15 protein-coding genes are annotated in these 20,340 nt (G+C 60.5%); 8 read left to right on the top strand and 7 right to left on the bottom strand.

The window, feature by feature from the left end; genetic code table 11:
• Nucleotides 1–276: 276 nt before the first annotated feature.
• Nucleotides 277–4,089 carry a DUF4430 domain-containing protein gene (locus PMX72_RS06175; protein WP_271729655.1) on the top strand — a complete coding sequence of 1,271 codons (3,813 nt, stop codon included), beginning with the start codon at nt 277–279 and terminating at the stop codon, nt 4,087–4,089.
• A 9-nt stretch (nt 4,090–4,098) separates the two neighbouring features.
• On the top strand, nt 4,099–5,007 hold the full coding sequence (locus PMX72_RS06170; RefSeq protein WP_231500726.1) for a DUF4430 domain-containing protein: 909 nt from the start codon (nt 4,099–4,101) through the stop codon (nt 5,005–5,007).
• Nucleotides 5,008–5,165: 158 nt separating this feature from the next.
• Here the strand turns inward: PMX72_RS06170 and PMX72_RS06165 are convergent, their stop codons facing one another.
• The 3 genes from PMX72_RS06165 to PMX72_RS06155 all read right to left on the bottom strand — a co-directional run bounded on the left by PMX72_RS06165 (nt 5,166) and on the right by PMX72_RS06155 (nt 8,182).
• Entirely contained in the window at nt 5,166–5,573 is a 408-nt protein-coding gene (locus tag PMX72_RS06165; protein ID WP_055250894.1) for a GtrA family protein, read from the bottom strand.
• Nucleotides 5,574–5,791: 218 nt separating this feature from the next.
• The gene (locus PMX72_RS06160; RefSeq protein ID WP_055250892.1) at nt 5,792–6,187 is read right to left on the bottom strand and encodes a GtrA family protein; all 396 of its coding nucleotides are present in this window, start codon (nt 6,185–6,187) and stop codon (nt 5,792–5,794) included.
• Nucleotides 6,188–6,265: 78 nt separating this feature from the next.
• The gene (locus PMX72_RS06155) at nt 6,266–8,182 is read right to left on the bottom strand and encodes a fructose-bisphosphatase class III (RefSeq protein WP_055250890.1); all 1,917 of its coding nucleotides are present in this window, start codon (nt 8,180–8,182) and stop codon (nt 6,266–6,268) included.
• A gap of 320 nt (nt 8,183–8,502) precedes the next feature.
• On the opposite strand from PMX72_RS06155, the gene PMX72_RS06150 reads away from it, so the two are divergent.
• Complete coding sequence (locus PMX72_RS06150; RefSeq protein WP_117839725.1) at nt 8,503–9,393, top strand: DegV family protein; 891 nt, start codon at nt 8,503–8,505, stop codon at nt 9,391–9,393.
• Between the two features lie 80 nt (nt 9,394–9,473).
• Here PMX72_RS06150 and PMX72_RS06145 read toward each other — a convergent pair whose 3' ends face one another.
• Nucleotides 9,474–10,565, bottom strand: coding sequence for a beta/alpha barrel domain-containing protein (locus tag PMX72_RS06145; protein ID WP_117583993.1), 1,092 nt, complete (start codon nt 10,563–10,565; stop codon nt 9,474–9,476).
• 191 nt (nt 10,566–10,756) lie between these two features.
• On the opposite strand from PMX72_RS06145, the gene PMX72_RS06140 reads away from it, so the two are divergent.
• Nucleotides 10,757–10,927 carry a hypothetical protein gene (locus PMX72_RS06140; RefSeq protein WP_158558677.1) on the top strand — a complete coding sequence of 57 codons (171 nt, stop codon included), beginning with the start codon at nt 10,757–10,759 and terminating at the stop codon, nt 10,925–10,927.
• Between the two features lie 24 nt (nt 10,928–10,951).
• Here PMX72_RS06140 and PMX72_RS06135 read toward each other — a convergent pair whose 3' ends face one another.
• Nucleotides 10,952–12,055, bottom strand: a complete 1,104-nt coding sequence (locus PMX72_RS06135; RefSeq protein ID WP_271729654.1) for an RsmB/NOP family class I SAM-dependent RNA methyltransferase — start codon at nt 12,053–12,055, stop codon at nt 10,952–10,954.
• A 36-nt stretch (nt 12,056–12,091) separates the two neighbouring features.
• Nucleotides 12,092–14,242, bottom strand: coding sequence for a class I tRNA ligase family protein (locus PMX72_RS06130; protein ID WP_271729653.1), 2,151 nt, complete (start codon nt 14,240–14,242; stop codon nt 12,092–12,094).
• Between the two features lie 132 nt (nt 14,243–14,374).
• Here PMX72_RS06130 and PMX72_RS06125 point away from each other — a divergent pair, with 132 nt between their 5' ends.
• The 3 genes from PMX72_RS06125 to queA all read left to right on the top strand — a co-directional run bounded on the left by PMX72_RS06125 (nt 14,375) and on the right by queA (nt 16,864).
• The gene (locus PMX72_RS06125) at nt 14,375–14,944 is read left to right on the top strand and encodes a DUF3267 domain-containing protein (protein WP_161156290.1); all 570 of its coding nucleotides are present in this window, start codon (nt 14,375–14,377) and stop codon (nt 14,942–14,944) included.
• 62 nt (nt 14,945–15,006) lie between these two features.
• Complete coding sequence (locus tag PMX72_RS06120; RefSeq protein ID WP_161156292.1) at nt 15,007–15,582, top strand: epoxyqueuosine reductase QueH; 576 nt, start codon at nt 15,007–15,009, stop codon at nt 15,580–15,582.
• A gap of 70 nt (nt 15,583–15,652) precedes the next feature.
• Complete coding sequence (gene queA / locus PMX72_RS06115; protein ID WP_271729663.1) at nt 15,653–16,864, top strand: tRNA preQ1(34) S-adenosylmethionine ribosyltransferase-isomerase QueA; 1,212 nt, start codon at nt 15,653–15,655, stop codon at nt 16,862–16,864.
• A 332-nt stretch (nt 16,865–17,196) separates the two neighbouring features.
• On the opposite strand, the gene PMX72_RS06110 is transcribed toward queA, so the two are convergent.
• Complete coding sequence (locus PMX72_RS06110; RefSeq protein ID WP_271729652.1) at nt 17,197–18,960, bottom strand: coiled-coil domain-containing protein; 1,764 nt, start codon at nt 18,958–18,960, stop codon at nt 17,197–17,199.
• A 294-nt stretch (nt 18,961–19,254) separates the two neighbouring features.
• On the opposite strand from PMX72_RS06110, the gene PMX72_RS06105 reads away from it, so the two are divergent.
• Entirely contained in the window at nt 19,255–20,055 is an 801-nt protein-coding gene (locus PMX72_RS06105) for an SDR family NAD(P)-dependent oxidoreductase (protein ID WP_006235414.1), read from the top strand.
• The last annotated feature ends 285 nt before the right edge of the window (nt 20,056–20,340 follow it).

The raw sequence follows: 20,340 nt of genomic DNA, 5'->3' as shown, positions 1-20,340 counted from the left end.
CGCGTTTGGGAGAATCGGGGTGCAAGTCCCCAGCTGTACCAGTAACCGTAATTCCTCTTGGCTCGGGATGTTCGCGTCGCAGATCGGACGACGTGCCCGAGTCGTTAAGGTTAAGTCGGATCGCCTCCCATCTTGCATGCGGCTGCGGCGTATGCCGCCGGTGTGCATAGGGCTCTGGAGGGAAGGGGGACCCCGATGGGGGAACTCGAGCGCAACATGCGCGATGACGTGGGGCAGCCTCAAGGCAACGCTCCAAGTACAGACAGTAGGAGACAAATGGATATGTTTGTGGACGAGCGCCAGCGCGTCTCGCATCGCCGAGGCGCAATTGCGCGCGGCGTAGCCAAGCGCGGCCTGGTGGCATTCCTGGCCTTCGCGATGGCCTTTGGCACCACGCCGGCTCAGCTGTGGGCCGAGGGCGCCGAGGGCATTGCCGAGGCTGTGGCTCAGGCTGCGACGCCGGACGAGGGTGCAGCGCTTGCGGGCGGTGCCGCCGAGCAGAGCGGCGCCGAGGTTTCAGATTCTGGGAGCACGCCCGCAGCTAGTGCCGCCACAACAGGGGCGGCAGCTGGCGACGAAGGCTCGGCGACGGGGGAGAACCCTGCCGCGAGTGAGCAGTCTTCGACGGTAGCCGCTGACCAAGCAAGATCTGCCGCCGCGGCTGCCGTCCAGACGGAGAGCCCGACAGAAACCGGCGATGTCGCCAAGAAGCAAGTCGAGGTCTCGTTCTCGATTATCGGCACCGATGCCGACGGCAAGGCTCAGACCTGGGTGGCACCTACGCAGCTCAAGCTTGACGAGGGCGCGACGGCTGCGGATGCCTTTATTAAGCTGCAGGAGAAGACGGGCTTCGAGGCGGACTACGATCCGAACACGGCATACGGGTTCTACCTCAAAAGCATCACATCCCCGAGCGATGGCCGCACGCTTGCCTACGATCCGACGACTTATGCCTTCTGGCAGCTGTTCGTCGATGGCGCGTCTTCCTCGGTTGGCGCGAGCAGCGTCAAGCTCACCCAGGGGCAGAAGATTGAGTTTGCCTATACGGCTGGTAGCGTGTCCCCTGTCGTTAAGGACCAGGTTGCCGCTAATGTGACCGTCATTGGTCGCGATGCCCAGGGCAAGACTCAGACTTGGGTCGATAACGCGCAGTATGTGGTGACGTCCGGCTCGAGCGCACTTGACCTTACGAAGGTCGCGCTCGAGGCGAATGGCATCGACGCCGTTGCTGCGGGCTCCTTCATTCTGAGCCTTAAGTACAACGGCGTTGAGCTGGGTACGCCGTTCGATTATTCGACCTGTTGGCAGCTGTTCATCAACGGCAAGTCGAGTGACTATACGGCGGACAATGTCACCATCCATGCCGGCGATACCGTTACGTGGTTCTACGGTGGCTGGGGCGACCAGCTGTCCTCCGATTCTGTCCATGCTTCTGTTCAGGTACTTGGTAAGGACAAGGACGGCAAACAGCAGGTTTGGGCCTCGACGGGCCAGACGAGCCTCAAGGCAGGATCCACTGCTAGGGATCTGTTGGAGCAGACTGGTCTTGAACTCAAAGCTACAGAAGAGTCTTGGGGCTGGTACCTCAGGGGCATTACCTCGCCGCTTGATGGTGAGACCTATTGTGGCTCTGATGCTGCGACCAATAGCTATTGGCGCTTCTACGTAAAGGGCAAGTCCGACGTAAAGTACAAGTTCGCCGACGTTGGCGCCGGTGCCTACAAGCTCCATGAGGGTGACGCCGTCACCTTTATGTATGCTGGCGACAGCGATGCCCTTCCTGGCCAGGTTCTTGGGTCTGTCGATGTTATCGGTCCCGATGTCAACGGCAACAATACTCGCTGGGGCTCGGCAAGCAATGTTTCCCTGCCCGAAGGCTCTACGGCCCAGGACCTTATCGAAGCGGTTCTGAAGGCAAAGGGCGTTACGTACAACGGCTCCCAGAGCGGTGAGTACTGGTTCCTCAATTCCATCGACTCGCCGTTCGGAGGCAAGACGTACGGCTATGATGGTGCGACCAATAAATACTGGCATCTGTATATCAATGGAGAGCCCTCCTTACTCTGCGCCAATCAGATTACGCTCAAGAGCGACGATAAGGTTACGCTTGCCTATACCACCGACGATTCGCCCATGCCCGATCCCGACAAGATTGTCGTGGACCCGAGTGCGACGACTCCTGATTGGGATGCCGAGTGGGCCGGCTACGGCAACAGTGGCAACGGTTCGACCGTAACGGATGCCAAGACGCCTGCGCAGGCCGCTGGTCTTAAGTGGGCCTTCGATTGGAAGGCCGAGTCTGGCCAGCAGTATGCCAACTGCAGCGAGCCTGTCATTGCTAACGGTTTTGTGTACATCGCGACCGAGAACGAGCTCATTAAGATCGATTCGTCCACGGGTAAAAAGGTTGCCTCTGCGCCGCTTGCCTCCAAGGTGAGCTATACCTCTCGTCCGATCTATACCAATGGCCTTATCATCGTTCCGCTCAACGGCGGTGCGGTCCAGGCGATTACTGCGGACAAGCTGATCTGCAAGTGGCTGACGCCAGGTTTGACGGACTTGACGCAGAGCTCCTGCACCGTGGTTTCGGATGGCGAGTACGTCTATGTTGGTACGATCGATATTTCGTATGACGAGAACTACAACGCGACCTACGGCAACGGCTCCCTGAAGCGTATCAAGATTGCCACGGGCGAAGTCTCTTGGCAGAACATTGACCCTTCCGAGGGCTATTATTGGACTGGTGCTGCGCTGACGGATAAGTACACCATTGTTCCTACGAGCGCGGGCACGCTTAAGTGCATTGATAAGACGACGGGCGATGTCGTTTCGACTATGAAGCTCGGTGCTCTCGCGAACGCCGACTGTGTCGCCGATCCGTCCAATGGTTCGACCTTCTATCAGATGACGCACGATGGAAAGCTCCATGTGATTTCGCTTTCGGCGAAGGGCGTACTAAGCGAGCAGAAGACGGTCGACCTGGGTCTTACTAATAACATGAGCGCACCGGCGGTGGCTGGCGAAAACTTGATTGTCGGCGGACAGACGGCTACTGGCTCTGCTCTGGCTCTCTATAATCTGAAGACCGGTAAGACCACGATGGTCACCGCTGCTGACGGTAAAGAACTGCCGGCCGGATTTAACGGTATTGCTGCTACTCCGCTGGTGAGTGTTCAGGGCGGCAAGACCTACGTGTACTTCACCGTGAACAGCGCGGATAGCAAGGATTACGTCAACTACTCTGCTGGTGGTGGCGTGTATCGCTATACGCTCGGCGACGCAGAGGCGACGCAGATTTATGATGCGGCCGGCCATTACCAATACTGTGACTCTCCGGTCATTGCCGATGCTTCTGGCAACCTCTACTACATCAATGATTCGGGCATGCTGTTCAAGCTCGGGGCTGTTGAGTCTTGGACGGTTGCCTTTAATTCCAACGGCGGGTCTGCTTGCGACACTAAGTTTGTGGCTACGGCCGACGGCAAGCTGGTCAAGCCGGCCGATCCGACGCGCGATGGCTACACTTTCGGCGGTTGGTTCACCGATGAGGCTTGCACGCAGGCGTATGACTTCAGTACGCCGGTGACGGCCGATCTGACGCTGTATGCCAAGTGGACCAAGAATGCCGTTAACCCTGGCGGCAATGGCGGTTCTGGCACTAATGGTGGCAACGGTGGCGCTGGCAACGGTTCCGGCGCTGGCGCTGGCACTGGCACTGGCACTGGCACGGGTTCCGGCTCCGGCACGAAGGGCCAGCAGGCCGGCGGCGCTATCGCCCCGGGTCAGAAGCCGGTGACCAAGACGACGGTGTCGACCAAGACCGAGACCAAGGACAACAAGTCCGACAAGAAGGACTCCGATAAGTCCGATAAGAAGGACGAGAAGAAGTCTGACAAGAAGGACAGCAAGTCCGACAAGAAGTCCGATTCCAAGTCCGATACGGGTGCTGCTTCCACGACCACTGCTAAGAAGTCCTCTAGTGCTTCCGAGCAGGAGACTGGCACCAACCCGCTCGCCATCGTTGGCATCGCCGCCGGCGTCATCGGTCTCGCCATCGTCGGCGTGTTCGTGTTCACCAAACGTCGGTAGGTGAGGGATGTGTCCAATAAATCCAAGGACGCTGACCCCAAGCAACCAGATTCCTCGTTTATCCAGCTTGACGATGCAAAGCAAAAGGGCGCCGCTTCGGCGGCGTCCGCCCCTCGCCGCAAGGCGCTCCTCGGCGTTCTGACTGCCGCATGCACCATTCTGATCGTCGTCTCGCTGGGTTTCGTCCATCCTTCCGCAAGCGGTGCCTGGTCTATCGACTGGATCATTCAGGCCGTGACGGGGGAGAGCGTCGTCACCAAGGACACCAAGGCGTCTGGCTCGTCTGCCGCTTCGGGCGAGGCCAGTTCCAAGGATTCCAAGTCATCGAATGACGCAAAAGATGAGTCCAAGCATTCTGATGAGTCCAAGTCCAAGGACGATTCCGAGTCTTCAAACAAGGAATCGGACAAGAACTCGGATAACAAGAAGTCCGAGGACCAGGACGGCAAGAAGTCTGGCGATAAATCCGCTGCCCAAAATACGGGAGCCGGTGATACTTCCAATGCGTCTGGCGGTGCTTCTTCGGGCGGTGGCCAGTCGTCTGATGGAGTTTCATCCTCTAATGGTGGAAACGCCTCCTCGGGCGGCCAGAGCGGCTCGCAGGAGTCCAGCTACGTAACAGTGACGGTTTCGGTCACATCGAGCGCTGTGGGCAATCCTGTGTCTTCTGGTGGCACCTTTACCTTTAACGAAGGCGCTACCGTCTACGATGCCCTGTGCGCGCTGGGCCTTTCTGTCAACGCACATGGCTCGTCGTACGGCACGTATGTCTCCGCGATTGGTGGTTTGGCCGAGAAACAGTACGGCGGTACGAGCGGCTGGATGTACTCCGTCAACGGCACAACGCCCATGACGGCCTGCAGCAACTACGTTCTCTCCAACGGCGACAACGTGGTCTGGTATTACGTTACAGGCTAGAGGCCTCGACATAGCGCGCCAGACGGGCGGTTCGGACAAACATCCGGGCCGCCCGTTTTTCATGCGAATGGGATTGGGTCGCCGGGTCTCTCGGCAAACAAAAACCGGTTGGAACGGGAATTCCAACCGGTTATACATTCAAGCAAATAATGAATCGACTACGACCGTGCGCCCTCGAGGAAGAAGCGGCGGCTGAAGTAGTTGTACCAGGTGACGAGGAACGTGGCGATGGCCTTCATGGCCTGGTAGCCGATGCTCAAAAACGTGACGCCCACAAACATGTATAGGTCGTTGAGGCCCAGGCCGATCACCGACAGGATGGTGAAGATCGTGAACTCGCGCTTGCGGCTCATGCCCTCGCGGTGGTCGAACACGTACTTCATGCTGAGCCAGTAGTTGACCACGACGGACGTGGTAAACGAGACCGTGGTGCTCATCAAAAAGTCGAGGTGAAACAGCTCGACAAGCGCAATGAGCATACCCCAGTCGATGCCAAAGGAGATAAGACCCACGACAGCGAACTTGAGGAACTGCTTGGTATGAGGTTGTGCCAGTGCCTTGCGCACGTAATCACATCCAATGCGTTGATGAATCGAGCAGAGGATACTTTAGAGCTTTTGCAAGGGAAGCGTAAGGTCTTTGCCAAGAACTATACGAACTCGCCAAATTTTCAAGAGCTAATCCGCAAACGTTGAAAATTTGCCCGTAAACGAGCAAAGCCCACGAACAACACAGCGCTTGACGCGCGTCATCCGTGGGCATTGTAAAGCTGTAAGGTTGCGAGTTACTTGGTCTCATCGCCTTCCAGGAAGATCTTTCGGGTCACAAAGTTGTAGACCATGACAAGCGCGGTGGCGCAGATCTTGGCGATATTGGCCTCGAGTCCCAGGCCGGCGTTGAGTGTCAACACGATACCGTCGTTGAGTGCCAGGCCGATCACGGACAGCACGACAAAGATAATGAACTCGCGGCGGCGGCTCATGCCTTCCTTGTGCGCAAACACGTACTTCATGCTGGCGACGTAATTAAAGATGAGTGAGATGATAAAGCCGCTGGTGTTGGCGATTAGGATGTTAAGGCCCAGACCGTAGTGGAGCAGATTCATGATGCCAAAGTCGATGACCGTGGCGACGATGCCGACGACGCCAAACTTCATGATCTGCGCAAGGAGCTTCTGCATGGTACCTGCCTTAGGGTGGCGCCGGGACGCCGTGGGGATGATAAACTCAGCAAGTTTAGCCAATCCCCACGGGTGGTGCTAGGCGCGCTCCTCGATAGCACCGTTTCTATATGCATCGAGCAGCTGGCGCAGGTCTTGGATCTGGCTGCGGATCTTGGCTCCGGAATCGGTGTCGCTCACCATGCGGCGACGGTCTGCTTGGTCAAAACGGTTGGTCTCGCTTTCGATGTCCACGTTGCGCGTGAGTGCCTCGGCAACCGTCGTAAAGGCCCGGTGCGACTTGAGGCGGCAGCCGCGCGAGCTCGAGATGAGCGTATAGCCGGCGATACCCGTCTTGGGGTGGTAGGCGCGGCAGAAGCCGCCATCGATGACCAGCAGCTTGCCCTCGGCGCGGATGGGCTGCTCGCCCTTGGTGGTCTTGACGGGCGTGTGGCCGTTGATGATGTGACCGGTCGGTGAGCATGCCATGGGCGCGACGCCAAACTCGCGCATGATGTCATTGCAGACCGAGGGCGACTTGGTAAGCGTAAAGTACGGGTCCATCGGCTCGACCCAGGTGCTCTTATCGGCGATATAGGCGCGCTCAAAGGTGCGCACCAGGCGTCCGCTGGCGGGTGAGTTAAAGCCAATCCACAGGTACCACATCCAGTCGAGAGCGTCGCGGTCGCCCACGCGCCAGGCGCGGCGGGCGATGTGGTCGCAAAAATCGAGATAATCGCGGCCAGCGTGCCAGGTGCCCAGGCAGTTCATGCTGCTAAAGGTGCCGTCTTCGTTGAGCGGCACGCAGCCATGGAACAGCAGGTTGCCGTTGGCGACCTTGTATATCGAGCCGTGGGAATAGAGGAAATCGATATGGCGATGCAGGTGATCGGCGGTGACAAACTCGGACACGAGCTTGTCGATGATGTGCTGCTCCTGGGGCGTGAGCGTATAGGGGTCCGTCGGGTCGACGGTGGGGAAGTCGTTGGTCGTGAGCGGCCACACGCTGCCGTCGGCGAGCGTGACCGTGCCGGTGTCGTGGTCGATCTTGTCGAGTAACAGGCGGTCGGTCATGTCGAACTCGGGATGGCGCTGGATAATCTGACCCTCGAGCTTAAAGAGCAGCACGTTGATGGCCTTGATCAGCGGGGTGATGGACTCACCGGCGGTGTAGGTGGCATCGGCAAAGGCGACAAGCTCACGCAGCGAGATGCCGTAGTCGTTCTCCAGGATCTCGTAGTTGTCGTAGCGTAGGTTGTTGCGCAGCACCGTGGCGATGCAGGCGGGCTCACCGGCCGCAGCGCCCATCCACAGCAGGTCGTGGTTGCCCCACTGGATGTCGAGTGAATGGTAGGTGAGCAGGCGGTCCATAATCTTGGCCGCGCCGCCACCGCGGTCGAAGATGTCGCCCACCAGGTGCAGGTGGTCGACGGCCAGGCGCTTGATGAGCGAGGCAAGCGACTCGATAAAGTCGTCGGCGCTTGCGGTCTCCAGGATGGACTCCACGATGCGCTCGTGATAGCGCACGCGATAGTTGTTCTCGTCCGGGTGCGTGTGCAACAACTCGTCGATGATATAGGCGTAATCGCGTGGGATGGCCTTACGCACCTTGGAGCGCGTATAACGGCTCGAAAGCGAGCGGGCAACCATAATGAGTTGGTCAAGCATCGTCTTGTACCAGGTGGGCGAGTCCTCGCGCTGGCTGCGGACCAGCTCGATCTTCTCGCGCGGGTAGTAGATGAGCGTGCACAGCTCGCCCTTCTCGTCAAAGGAGAGCGTTTCGCCAAAAATCTCGTCGACATGCTCGCGCACGACGCCCGAGCAGTTGTTGAGGATGTGCATAAAGGCTTCGTACTCGCCATGTACGTCGCTCATAAAATGCTCAGTGCCTTTGGGCAGGTTGAGGATGGCCGAGAGGTTGATGATCTCGGTAAACGCGGATTGCTCGGTGGGAAACTGTCTCGACAGCAGGCGCAGATACTTGAAGTCTTGCGGATTGCGATCGAATGCGACCATGAAACACCTTCCGATAGGGCTGGTAAAACTGATAAACAGCGTAAAACGTTTATCAGTATGCGCCGCTTTTGTTTCGATTGGGGATGGGCAGCCGAATTGTTAGCCGAACGGTTTGGTAAATCGATTTAGTGGAGGTAGATATGGCGGTTGAGTGGAGACGACAGAGGGTGTTTTCTCAGATATTTATGCGTGGGGCCGGTGGAGACGATGGTGGTAAAGATGTTCGCTATTTTTGGTTCGATTTGGTAAATAGTGGACATATGTACCGTATGTAGGCTCACTGTGCGATAATTTGCGCAGCAATGAGTAAGGAGCCTCATATGAGTGATTTTGTCCTGACCTGTGAATCCGCCGCCGACCGAACCCGTGAGTTCTTTGCGTCGCGCAATATCCCTGTCGTGTGTTTTCATTACGAGATCGACGATGTTGTCTATACGGACGATCTGTATCAGTCGATTACGCCGGACAAGTTTTTTGCCCAGATTGCCGCGGGCGCCATGCCCAAGACGTCTCAGGTGAGCGTGGGTGAGTACGAGGAGTTTTGGGAGCCGTTTGTTGCCGAGGGCAAAGACGTGCTGCACCTGACGTTGTCATCGGGTATTTCGGGCACGTATGGATCGGCCTGCGTTGCGGCGCAGATGCTCGCGGATCGCTATCCCCAGGGCGGCAAGGTGCGCGTCATCGATTCGCTGGCGGCGTCTTCGGGCTTTGGCCTGTTGCTGGAATATGCCGCCGACGTGCGCGATAGCGGGGCGTCACTCGACGAGACGGCCGCTTGGATCGAGGAGCACAAGCTCAACCTGCACCACTGGTTCTTCTCGACCGATCTGTCGAGCTACCTGCGCGGCGGTCGCATTTCGGCCGCGAGCGCGATCATCGGCACGGCGCTTAAGATTTGCCCGCTTATGACGGTCGATTGCGAAGGTGGGCTGTCGCCACGTGAGAAGATTCGCACTAAGAAGCGCGCGATTTCCGAGATGGCTAAGACCATGATGGCACACGTGCAGGACGGTGCGGATTATTCGGGTAAGTGCGTCATGTCGCACTCGGCGTGCCGCGAGGATGCCGAGGCAGTTGCGGCGCTGATCGAGGAACAGATTCCGCAGCTTAAAGGCAAGATTGAGATCAATAACATCGGTACTCTGATTGGCTCGCATACCGGACCTGGCACGGTGGCGCTCTTCTTTATGGGCGACAAGCGCGTGGATTAATTTGCCCCATCACATCGCTGCATGATTGCTCAAACGAAAACGGCCCGCCTCACGTTTGTGGGGCGGGCCAAGATGTTTTGCTAGCGTTTCTTTCCGCGGAAGAAGAAGCCGTGCAGTGACGGCTTGAGGCCGCGGTTGGCGCGACGCTCCTCGATATGATCGTGGATCGAAGCGACGCGCTCGATAACCTCGTCGGGAATCGGCACGTCGGGATTCATGTTCTCGACCTGGCTGACCTCGGCGGCGGCGACCTGGTCGATAATGGGCACATCGTCGTGCGAGATGACAGGCGTGGCGTCTTCTTTCATCTTGCGGTAGCGCTGCATCATGTCGGTCTGTAGCTGCTGGGCCGAAGGCGGTGTCCAGATGATGGCGTTGGCACCGGCGGCGATGGTCTCGCGGATGCTCTCGGGCGTCTTGCCGCCCGGCGCGATGAGCGGCAGGTTGGGATAGTGCTCGCGCAGTTCACGCAGGACCTGCGGCGTGTTTTTGCCAGCGGCGATGTTAAGAATCTTGGCGCCGGCGCGCACCTTGGCGTGAGCATCGTCGTCGCAACGTACGACCGTGGCGATGACGGGGATGTCGGCGATGTTGGTGATGTGCTCGACCATCTCGGCGGTGGCGGGGGAGTTGACCACACAGCCCGCCGCACCCTGCATCTCGGAGACGGCTGCCATCTGAACGGAGCGCTTGCCGGTGGTGGTGCCACCGCCCACGCCTACGAAGACCGGGCACTCGGCGACGGTCAGCAGCGCCTGCGTAATGGCGGGCTGCGGCGTGAAAGGGTAGACCGCAAAGACGGCATCGGCGTTGGAGTTGCGGATAACCGCGACATCAGTGGTGTAAATGAGCGACTTGATGCGGCGGCCGAAGAGCGTGAAGCCGCTGGCCTCCTCGATCTCGTCGGGCATGCGAAGGGCAGCCTTGCGCAGACGTCCGTCGATGGGCAGGGGCTCCATAGGGAGCAGGCCGTTGGGCGTGACGGCTACCTGGGGCTCGGTGAACTCGTCTGCGAGCTCGACCTCGGAGAAATCGACCGAGGCGACGATGTCTTCGTGAACCTCGGCGGGCACATCGATGGGAGCTTGGTCGTTTGCCGCGGCAGGCGTGTCGAAGGAACTGGTGCCGACGAAGGCGTCGACGCGCTCGTTTAGATCGTTGAGGGTATCCATGGAGGCTCGATTCTATGTGATGACGGCCGGCAGGGTACCGGCAGCGTTGTGCTTGCTAAATCGTTTGACGAGTTGATTTTTCCCCGCCGCGCCATCCGTTAGACCGAAGGGCCGGCGAACGTGAAGGAGCTGTGGTGGCGGGTATTGAGGTGCTATCTTGAATGTCCCGTTTAAAAGAGAGGTGACGCGGTATGGAATTGACAGCAATGTTTAGCTCGATTGGCCTGTGCGTGGGCGCAATCGTTGCCGCCGCGGTCATCTACTTTGTGGTCACGGCCATTAAGGGCAAAAGGGCCGAACGCAAGGAGCGCGCGACGCTTAAACAGCATCGCGACCAGCAGAGCAAACGCGCACGGAGATAGCTTGTTGAGTTTTGGATCCGTGCGCTAGCTGCGTTTTCGGATCAGGGCAATGTAGAAGCCCTCAAAGTCGCGGCTAGGCGGAATGGTGAGCGTGCCGGACAGGCCGTTGGCGATGGCCGATACCTGACCCGCGGCAATGGCCTCGGTCAGGGCGTTGGACTCGATGCGCGGCTCCTCGCCAGCTTCCTGGGCGCGGCGTGCCTCACTTTCGCTTGGCGTGCCGTCGAGGGGGATGAGCTCGCAGTCCATATGCTTGTCGAGGGCCTCTTGCAGGGCGTCCTCGTTTTCCTGCGGCAAGATCGAACAAGTCGAATAGACGAGCGTGCCGCCCGGTTTGAGGGCTCCCATGGCGCGGTCCAGAAGCGCACGCTGCGAGCGGGCGCATTTGACGAGCAGCTGCTCGGTCAGGCCGCGCAGGCTTTTCTCGTTGCCGCTGATAACGGTGCCCGTGCCGGTGCAGGGAGCGTCGAGCAGGATGCGGTCAAAGCGGAAGAACTCGTCGAGCTCGCGTGCGTCGGTGCGCATGACGGGCACGTTTTTTGCGCCTTGGCGGTGGAGGTTGGCTTCGAGCTTCTCGGCGCGGGGAATGCTCATCTCGCAGGCGGTAAGGTGCGCCTGCCCCTGCGTGAGGGCGGCGATCTGCGTCGTCTTGCCGCCAGGGGCTGCGCACATGTCCAGGATGTCCTCGCCTGCCTGAGCGCCCAGCACCAAAGGAGGCATCATGGACGACAAGCTCTGCAGGTAGATCTTGCCGTCGCGGTAGATGTCGAGGTCCCACAGGTCGGAAACCTGGGCGTCGGGCAGGATGAAGGCGTCTGGGTACCAGGCGACGGGGTTGTGGGCGATGCCGGCGGCATCGAGCGCCGCAGCGATGTCCTCGGCGGTCGCCCTGAGCGTGTTGGCGCGCAGCGTGACCGGGCGTGTGGCTGCAGCACCGAAGCCCTCGATCATGAGCTCGGCATCGGCGGGCGCATAGGCGCCGGCGATCGTGTCGACCATAAAGCGCGGCAGGTCGGCGGCGCAGGGAAGGGCGGCAAGCTGGTCGGAAAGCTCGGTGGCGGCAAACTGCCTGAGCTTGAGCTCGGCCTTGACCTGCTTTTTCTGCTTACGACGACGCGGCTTGGACATCCGTCTTTCCTTCCCATTCCATTACATGTCGAGTGTTTAGTACTGGCTCTCGTGCTTGCTAAAGAAGTCGAAGCGCGGGGGCAGCGGCTTTACGCGGTGCTCGCCGGGCTTCTCGCCCAAGCTCTCCACAAACTCATCCGTAGAGGCGAAGATGTTATCCCAGCTAAAGAAGGCGACCGGGTCGATGTCGAAGTACTCGCAGATGAGCTCGCAGCCGGCAGGGACGATGCCGTGCATGAGCACGGTCGCCACGCGCAGCTCGGTAAAGGCGTCGACGAGCGCCTGCGTCATTGCGGCGTTTGCCTCGTTACCCTCGAGCTTGTTGGCGGCCTTGGAAGCGTCGCTCCAGCGCTTGTTGGCGGCGCGCAGGTAGTCGTCGCACACGGCAAGCGCGCGGTGCGTCTCGAACTTGTACATAGCCTGCTCAAAGGCGAGAGCTGCCTGCTCGGCGGCTTCGACCACGGCGGCAGAGGCCGCACCGGCGGGGATGCAGCCGTTGCGATAGGGGCTCTCGTCGCCTTCCTTGACGGCGACGCCGTAGAAGCAGCTGCGGGCCAGACGGTTGAACACGCCGGTCAAAAGGGCGCTCTCCTTAAGGGCCGGATCGATGACGCGCTTGTCGTCGCAGGCGCGCACCTCGTTGCCGTCCTTGTCCTTGCCGGTCACGCGGGTGTCGTATGCCTTGGGGCTAAAGCTCACCGGCTTTTCGGACAGGCCGAGCGACAGCCAGTGCGCGCGCATCTGCTCGCAGGTGTAGTGGTTGAGCAGGTCGTCTGCCGGCGGGGGAGGCGTCTGCGAGGACGAGCTGGCCTTTTTGCCCATGTAGAGCAGGTGGTAGCAGGCGCTGACGGTGCTCTGCGTGAGGTCCCAGCCCAGGGCCTCCCACATGGCGGTCTGCGCGATGCAGTAGAAGTAGATGTTGTCCTGACCGATAAACTGGTAGATCTGCGCGTCGTCCGAGCACCACCAGTCGCGCCAGTCGAGCGAGCTGTGCTGGTAGGTGGGCGCGGGGACCTGCGTGGAGTCGGCAGCGGGCTCGCCCATGAGGGCGGCATCCTGGGCGGCGACGCCCTCGGTCACGCCGGCTGCCTTGGCATCGCGCGCGAGCACGGTACGCGTATAGCTGATGGGCGCCCACAGGCTCTCGGGCCAGCACCAGCAGGTGACGTCGGAGACGCCATCGACCTCGGGCACCGGAACGCCCCAGTCGATGTTGCCGGTGATGCGGAAGGGCACGAGCGCCTTGCCGCTGCGGAAGCGCACGCCGCCGTTGGCGAGCACCGCGTGGGCGTCGTCGCGCTCCTTCCAGCTGGGGAAGGTGACGGTAAAGCTGCTCTTGTTGCCCTCGGGCTCCAGCACGGTGTGCTCGGGAAGCTGGTCCTCGACGGCGTCGAAGGCCTCGCGAAACTTGTTCTGGATGTAGAGCTGAGCCGGCAGCAGCCACTCCTCCATGGTCTTGGAGACCACGGAGCGAACCTGCGGGTTCTGGGCGAGCTTGGCGGTGTAGGTTTTCATGAAGTCGAGGTAGGCCGGCAGGTCAAAGTAGAGATTGTCGACCGGACGCAACTCGGGCACCTCGCCGGTGAGCTGGCTTTTGGGCGCGATGAGCTCCTCGGGCTCAAACTGGTGGCCCAGATCGCACTCGTCGGCATAAGCCTTCTCGGACTTGCAGCCCTGGATGGGGCAGCGGCCGATGACCTGGCGGCCGTTGAGGAACGTGCCGGCCTTGGCATCGTAGAACTGCAGCGTGGAGCGCTTGGAGATGGTGCCCTGCTCGTGCAGGCGTTCGATAATCTCGGCAGTCACCTCGTTGTGGATCTGGGCCGCCGGCTCAAGGCCCGAGCCGCCGTAGATATCGCAGCTGATGTTGTAGTTGTTGAGGGTCGTGGCCTGGCGGGAGTGATTGGACTCGACATACTCGCCGATGGACTTATCGTAGCCTTCGTTCTCCTTGAGCTTGCGGTAGCTCTCCATGATGGGCGAGCCGTAGCAGTCGGTGCCCGAGGTGAAGATGACGTTTTCGCGGCCCAGGCGGTCGCGCAGGAAGCGGGCGAAGAAGTCGGCCGGGACAAAGACGCCGCCAACGTGGCCAAAGTGAAGGCCCTTGTTGCCGTAGGGCTCGCCGGCGGTAACGATGGCGCGGCGAGGCCAGCTGGGACGGTCGTTCATGGAGTATTTGGATGCCATGGGACTCCTTCGCATATTGTAAGAGCGCAGCCGGGCACGGGGTTCGGCGGCGCGGTGGTCAATTCGTGCATATCGTTCGACATTATCGCACATGCGGACGGGTACGTGGCAGGGGCGCTATCCTAAGATGCTATGAATGAGATTTCCAACATACATGCGTTTGAGGACGAGGATTTTCTGCACGCCTGCTTTGTGTGGGGGATGGTCGTAGTCGGCGTGTTTGCCGTGTGCCTGGTGCCGGTGTTTATGCTGCTGGGCGGGCCTGCAGACTTGGATGCGGCTGACGCGGGCGGCTGGACGGCGGTCTTGGGCTGGATAGTCGGCTTGGCTGCGGTCTCAATGGCGTCGTTTGCCGTGCACGAGCTGGTGCACGGTGTGTTTTTTAAGCTGCTGGCGCCCGCGAGTGCGCACGTGACTTTTGGAGCGAACCGTGAGACGTGCATGATCTATGCCTGCGCCGAGGGGATTGTGTATTCGCGCCGGCGGTATATGGCGGTTTGCCTGGCGCCGACGGTTGTTGTGACGGCGGCGTTTGCCCTGGGATTTGCGTTTTCTGGGTATCCGCTGCTGTGCTACCTGGCGGCTGGTTTGCACCTTTCGGGATGCACGGGCGACTGGTATTACGTGCGGACGATCCTGCGCGACCGCCGCATTGCCGCCTGCGAGGACACGTCCTTTGGCGTGCGCTTTTTCGCAAGGTAGTCTTTTTGGGATGATTTTTCTGGGACGGGGATTAAAAAATCATTGCGGGGGAGGAGATGTCGATGAAGCCGTTGTTGCTGCATGCTTGTTGCGCGCCATGCTCGCTTGAGCCGGTTCGCCTGCTGCGCGAGGAGGGGTTTGAGCCCACGATTTGCTGGACCAATCCCAATATTCAGCCGCGCGATGAATGGCAGCGCCGTTTGGACGAGCTGCGCCGGTGGTGTGCCGACGGCGACATCGAGCTCATCGAGGCCGGGGAGGACCGCGAACGCTGGGAGACCGGCGTGGCCCCGTTGGGTGCCGATCGTCCCCGTCGCTGTCGCGTGTGCTATGCCTTGCGCTTGGCCGAGGCATGCCGCGTTGCCCAGGAGCGCGGGTTTGAATATGTGGGTACGACGCTCGCCGTCTCGCCGTACCAGCTGTTCGACACCTGCAATGACGTACTCGAGCGCCTGGCGGCGGCACGTGGGCTTACCCCGGTGATCCGCGATTTTCGCCCGTATTACCCCGAGGCCACGCGTCGTTCGCGCGAGCTTGGCATGTATCGGCAGAACTACTGTGGTTGCCGCTTCTCGGCCGTCGAGGCGGCCATGGACCGCGCCCGCATCCGCGACGAGCGCAAAGCTGCCAAAAAGTAGTTCATTTGGGACGTTAGCCTGCTAGGATGTAGAGCGGACTTTAGCTATATAAGGAGAATCCGACGTGTCTATGCGTACCGATGATTTTGACTATAACCTTCCTGAGGAACTGATTGCCCAGGCTCCTGCCGAGCCGCGTGACTCCTGCCGCCTGCTGGTGGTGGATCGCAAAGGCTCCCAGGCAGGAACGCCGCTGGAGCATGGCGGCACCGTCGAGCACCGCATCTTCCGCGACATCATCGACTATATCGAGCCGGGCGATGTGCTCGTCATCAACAAGACGCGCGTGATGCCGGCCCGCCTGATCGGTCGCAAAGCCGGCTCGGGTGGCGTGGTCGAGACGCTGCTGCTCAAGCGTCGCGAGGATGTTGACCCGCTGGGTCACGTTTGGGAGTGTCTGGTCAAGCCGGGCAAGCGTCTGAAGCCCGGTGCTCAGATTGAGTATCGAGCCGGTGGCGCCCATGCGCCCGAGGGGGCTCCCGTGGTGCTGACGGCCGAGGTCATCGACTTTGTCACCGATAGCCGTGGTGGCCGTCTGGTGCGCTTTGAGCCGGCCGGTTGCAATGCCGCCGGCGACCCGCGCACGCTCGACGAGGCCATCCATGCTGCCGGCCACGTGCCGCTGCCGCCCTACATTACCGATTACGAGGGCGACCCCGAGAAGTACCAGACCGTCTACGCCATGAAGGAGGAGCATTCGGCCGCTGCTCCCACGGCGGGTCTGCACTTCACGCCCGAGCTCATGGCGGCTATCGAGGCCAAGGGCGCGAAGTTTGCCGCCGTCGAGCTCGAGGTGGGTATTGATACCTTCCGTCTGGTGGAGGAGGACGACCCCACGCAGCACGTCATGCACACCGAGCGCTACCACGTGTCGCAGGAGGTTGTCGACGCCGTGCATAGGGCGAAGGCCGAGGGACATCGCGTGATCGCCGTCGGTACCACGGCGGTGCGCTCGCTCGAGAGCGCGTTTGACGCGGACGCGCCGGTGTCCGATCCGGCTGTGACGGCGCGCTATTTTGAGGGTCGTGAGGACGGCGCCGACACGCTCGGCCGCGGTGACATCGTGGTGCGCGAGAACGCGACGACGCAGCTCTACCTCATGCCCGGCTCGACCTATCACGTGGTCGACGCGCTGATCACGAATTTTCACGTGCCGCGCTCTACGCTCATGATGCTCGTAAGCGCGCTTGCCACCCGCGACCAGATCATGGATGCCTACGCCGCTGCTATCGAAGAGCGCTACCGCTTCTTCAGCTTTGGCGACGCGATGCTCATTTTGTAGGTTACGGCGTTTTACAAACGCCGTAACCGGCCGACGCTGCAAACCCCCCTAAGCGGCAATCTGATGTTCAATCGTCGGGCATGACCAGAAGGTCAATGCCCCCCTCTTTCACGTCACCTTGCTCGCTTAGGGGCGTTTTCGCTGACTTTGCCAAAGCATCGGCAGGTACTCATTGGGGACGTACTTAAATGAGTGCCTGCAGAATGAGAGTGGATAATCTCCCGTTTTTGGCCTGCTTGGGGGCTCAAAGTGGGAGATTATCCACTCTCGTCATTGGGCTAGTCGTTGGGGACGTTCTTGTTTGACTAGTCGTTTAAGAACGTCCCCAATGACTACTTGCTTGCGAACAGCCAGACTAGGATGATCACCAGGATTGCGGCGACGATGCAGACGATGGCGCCGGTGAATTTGATGCGTGAGTCGCGGGTGCGCTCTCGTACGTCGTCTTCGGCGGCCTCGAGCTGGTCGACTTCTTGCTCGGTCTCGGCGTGTTCGGCTTTGTCTCGGGCCAAGGATCCTGCAAGCGACTCAGTGATTTCTGGGTGGTCGTGCACCTCGGTCGCCTGTTCGATGATCGACTGTGCATGTGCGGCATCTGCTTGGGCGTTGGCGATGGTCTGCTCCTGCTCGCGGCGTGCCTTGTCCTCCGCGGCGATCTTCTCGCGCAGTTCGCGCTGACGAGTCGCGGCGGCGGTCTTCGCCGTCTGCAGCTCGTCGCGCGCGGCATCGGCTTCGGTCGTCACGGCTTGGTGCGCGCGTTTTGCGTCGGCGATAGGGGCTTGAGCCTGCTCGACGGCCTGCTCGGCTGCGGCAAGCGAGTGCTCAAGGTCGGCGGTGATGCGCGGGACATCTTCTTCGGCTTTACGCAGGGCATCTGCCGTGTCGGAAATCTGCATCGAGAGCTCGCTGGTGCGCACCGTATAGTTGGCGGGATTTGCCGAGGGATTGCGTTGCAGCTCGGCATACTCATGACGCAGCGTCTCGAGCTGGGCGCGCGTGGCGTCGACGGTTTGTTGTGCGGCCGCAATGCCGGCGTCTCGCTCGGCCTTCACCTTGTCGCGGATGCGCTTGGAATCCTCAAGACGTCGAACGAGGCGGTTGCCGGTCTCGCGCGAGCTCGCCTCGCGGGCCTCCACGGCGTCGAGCGCGGCCTTCAAGCGGAGTTCAGTCGCGTCATCCTCTGTCTTCATTTGTTCGAGCTGGCCCTTGAGCTCTGTCGCCTTGGCGGCGTGGGCATCACGGTCAATCTCAGCGGCCGCTGCAGTCTTTTGGGCCGCGGCAATCGCCTGACGCTGGTCGGCGACGATCTGGTCGTAGCGGCCTGCGATATCCTGGCGCGTCTCGAGTTCCTCGGCCTGATCGGCAATGCGCTGCTCAAGTTCGGCCAGGTGGGTGCGGGCATCGGCAAGTGCCTTTTTCGCGGCGTTCATCTCGCGCATGGCCGAGGCACCCTGGGCGATAAAGGTGCCCACGGCGTTCGCAGTGTTCGAGACGGCGGTACCCAGATCGCGGCTCGCGGCGGGGGAGTGCGGGGCGGTCGGGCGAGCGGTGTCGGCGGCGTCCGCATCGGCAGCCTGCGGCGCGGCGATATTGCCGGTACCGCCCTCGACCACAGAAAAGCCTGCTGCGTGCGGATCGACCGCATCGGCGCCAATCGTGGGGTGCTCGAGCTGCAGAAACGAGGGCATGGTGCTGCCCTGGTCGGCAACCGGAGTCTCTCCGGGCACAAAGGTCGAGGCCGCCTCGGCGGCCTCCTCTTCCTCGGCATCAATATCGGCATCGGCGACGGCGTCTTTCATCGCTTTGACAGCATCCATCATGGAGTCCATGACGGCATCGAGCTCTTCTTCCGAAGACACCTCGATGGGGCCCGCTGCTTGCGGGGCGTCGTCCTGTACAGGGGCGTCGTCCTGAGCGGGCGCATCGTCGTTTTGCTCATCGGCGTTTTCTGTTTCGGGGGTTTCCGCCGTAGCGCTTTCGTCCAAGATGGGGTCGTCGATGTCGATACCATCGCAGGTCACAGCGTCAGTATCTGCGGTGACGTCTGCGGAATCATCAATATGCTGTTGAGTCTGGGGGTCCAGCTCGTCTGTCATAGGCATGTGCTCCTCATCGTTGTTTGTCACCCTATGATAAAGTCTCGCGCCGACATCCCGCGCGCCGCAGCAAAGTTTCAAAACGTGTTCGATGGCTCGATCTGATAACAATAACTCGGTCGCTATATCCAGTTTGTACTTGACAATCCCTTCGCCGAACGACGTGGTGCCGTTCGCCTACCGTGGTCTTTTATTTTCGCTTGAACACGCTAAAGTTGCATCTCAGCTTTTGGCGCGTTTATTTGGATGCGCGCAGTCGGCGGGTTCGCCCGTCGCGATTTGAAAGGACTTTGTATGGGACTTTTCACTGGTAAGACCGTGATTGTCACCGGCGGCGGCAAGGCCACGCTTAAGGACGGCTCCGCTGGCTCCATCGGCTACGGCATCGATATCGCTTTTGCCAAGGAGGGCGCAAACCTCGTCATCACCGGCCGCAACGTCGCCAAGCTCGAGGCTGCCAAGGAATCCCTCGAGGCCGAGTACGGCGTCAAGGTTCTGCCTGTTCAGGCCGATGTCTCGGCTGGTCAGGACAACGAGGCCGTCGTCCAGAACGTCATCGACAAGGCCATTGAGGAGTTCGGCCGCATCGACGCCGTCGTCAACAATGCTCAGGCCAGCGCCTCGGGCGTGACCATCGCCGACCACACCATGGATCAGTTTAACCTGGCCATTTACTCCGGTCTGTATGCTACCTATCTGTACATGCAGAAGGCCTATCCGCACCTGAAGGAGACCAAGGGCTCCGTGGTCAACTTTGCTTCGGGCGCCGGCCTGTTTGGCAACTATGGCCAGTGCAGCTATGCTGCCGCCAAGGAGGGCATCCGCGGTCTGACCCGCGTCGCTGCCAACGAGTGGGGCAAGGACGGCATCAACGTCAACATCGTTTGCCCGCTTGCTTGGACCGCTGCGCTCGAGAACTTCCAGGATGCCTATCCCGAGGCGTTCAAGGCCAACGTCCACATGCCGCCGGCTGGTCACTACGGCGACGTCGAGAAGGAAATCGGCCGCGTGGTCGTTCAGCTCTGCGGCCCCGACTTTAAGTACATGAACGGCGAGACTGTCACCCTTGAGGGCGGCATGGGCCAGCGGCCTTAGGGGTTACGTCTCAGGTTCCGCCGTTCTAACGAACGGCGGACCAGCCGACGCTGCGCGGGCCGCATTTGGACAATCTGACGTTCAACTTCAAGGGCGCGACCAGAAGGTCAGCGCCCTTTCGTTTCACATCACCTTGTCTCAAATGCGGCCCGCTCGCTGACTTATGCTCAACCTGCGGCGCCATTTTGCTTGAAGGCACCTTGCTCGATCTGGCGGGTTTTCGCTCATATGACCCAATCCGCTGTCAAGAGCCACAATGGCCACGCCGACCGCTTGCAATCGGTC

Source organism: Collinsella aerofaciens (genome assembly GCF_028207065.1).
In the GTDB taxonomy this organism is placed as follows: Bacteria; Actinomycetota; Coriobacteriia; order Coriobacteriales; family Coriobacteriaceae; genus Collinsella; species Collinsella aerofaciens_AR.
Note: the sequence above shows the minus strand (reverse complement) of the source record. Positions and strands in the feature narration are given on the sequence as shown.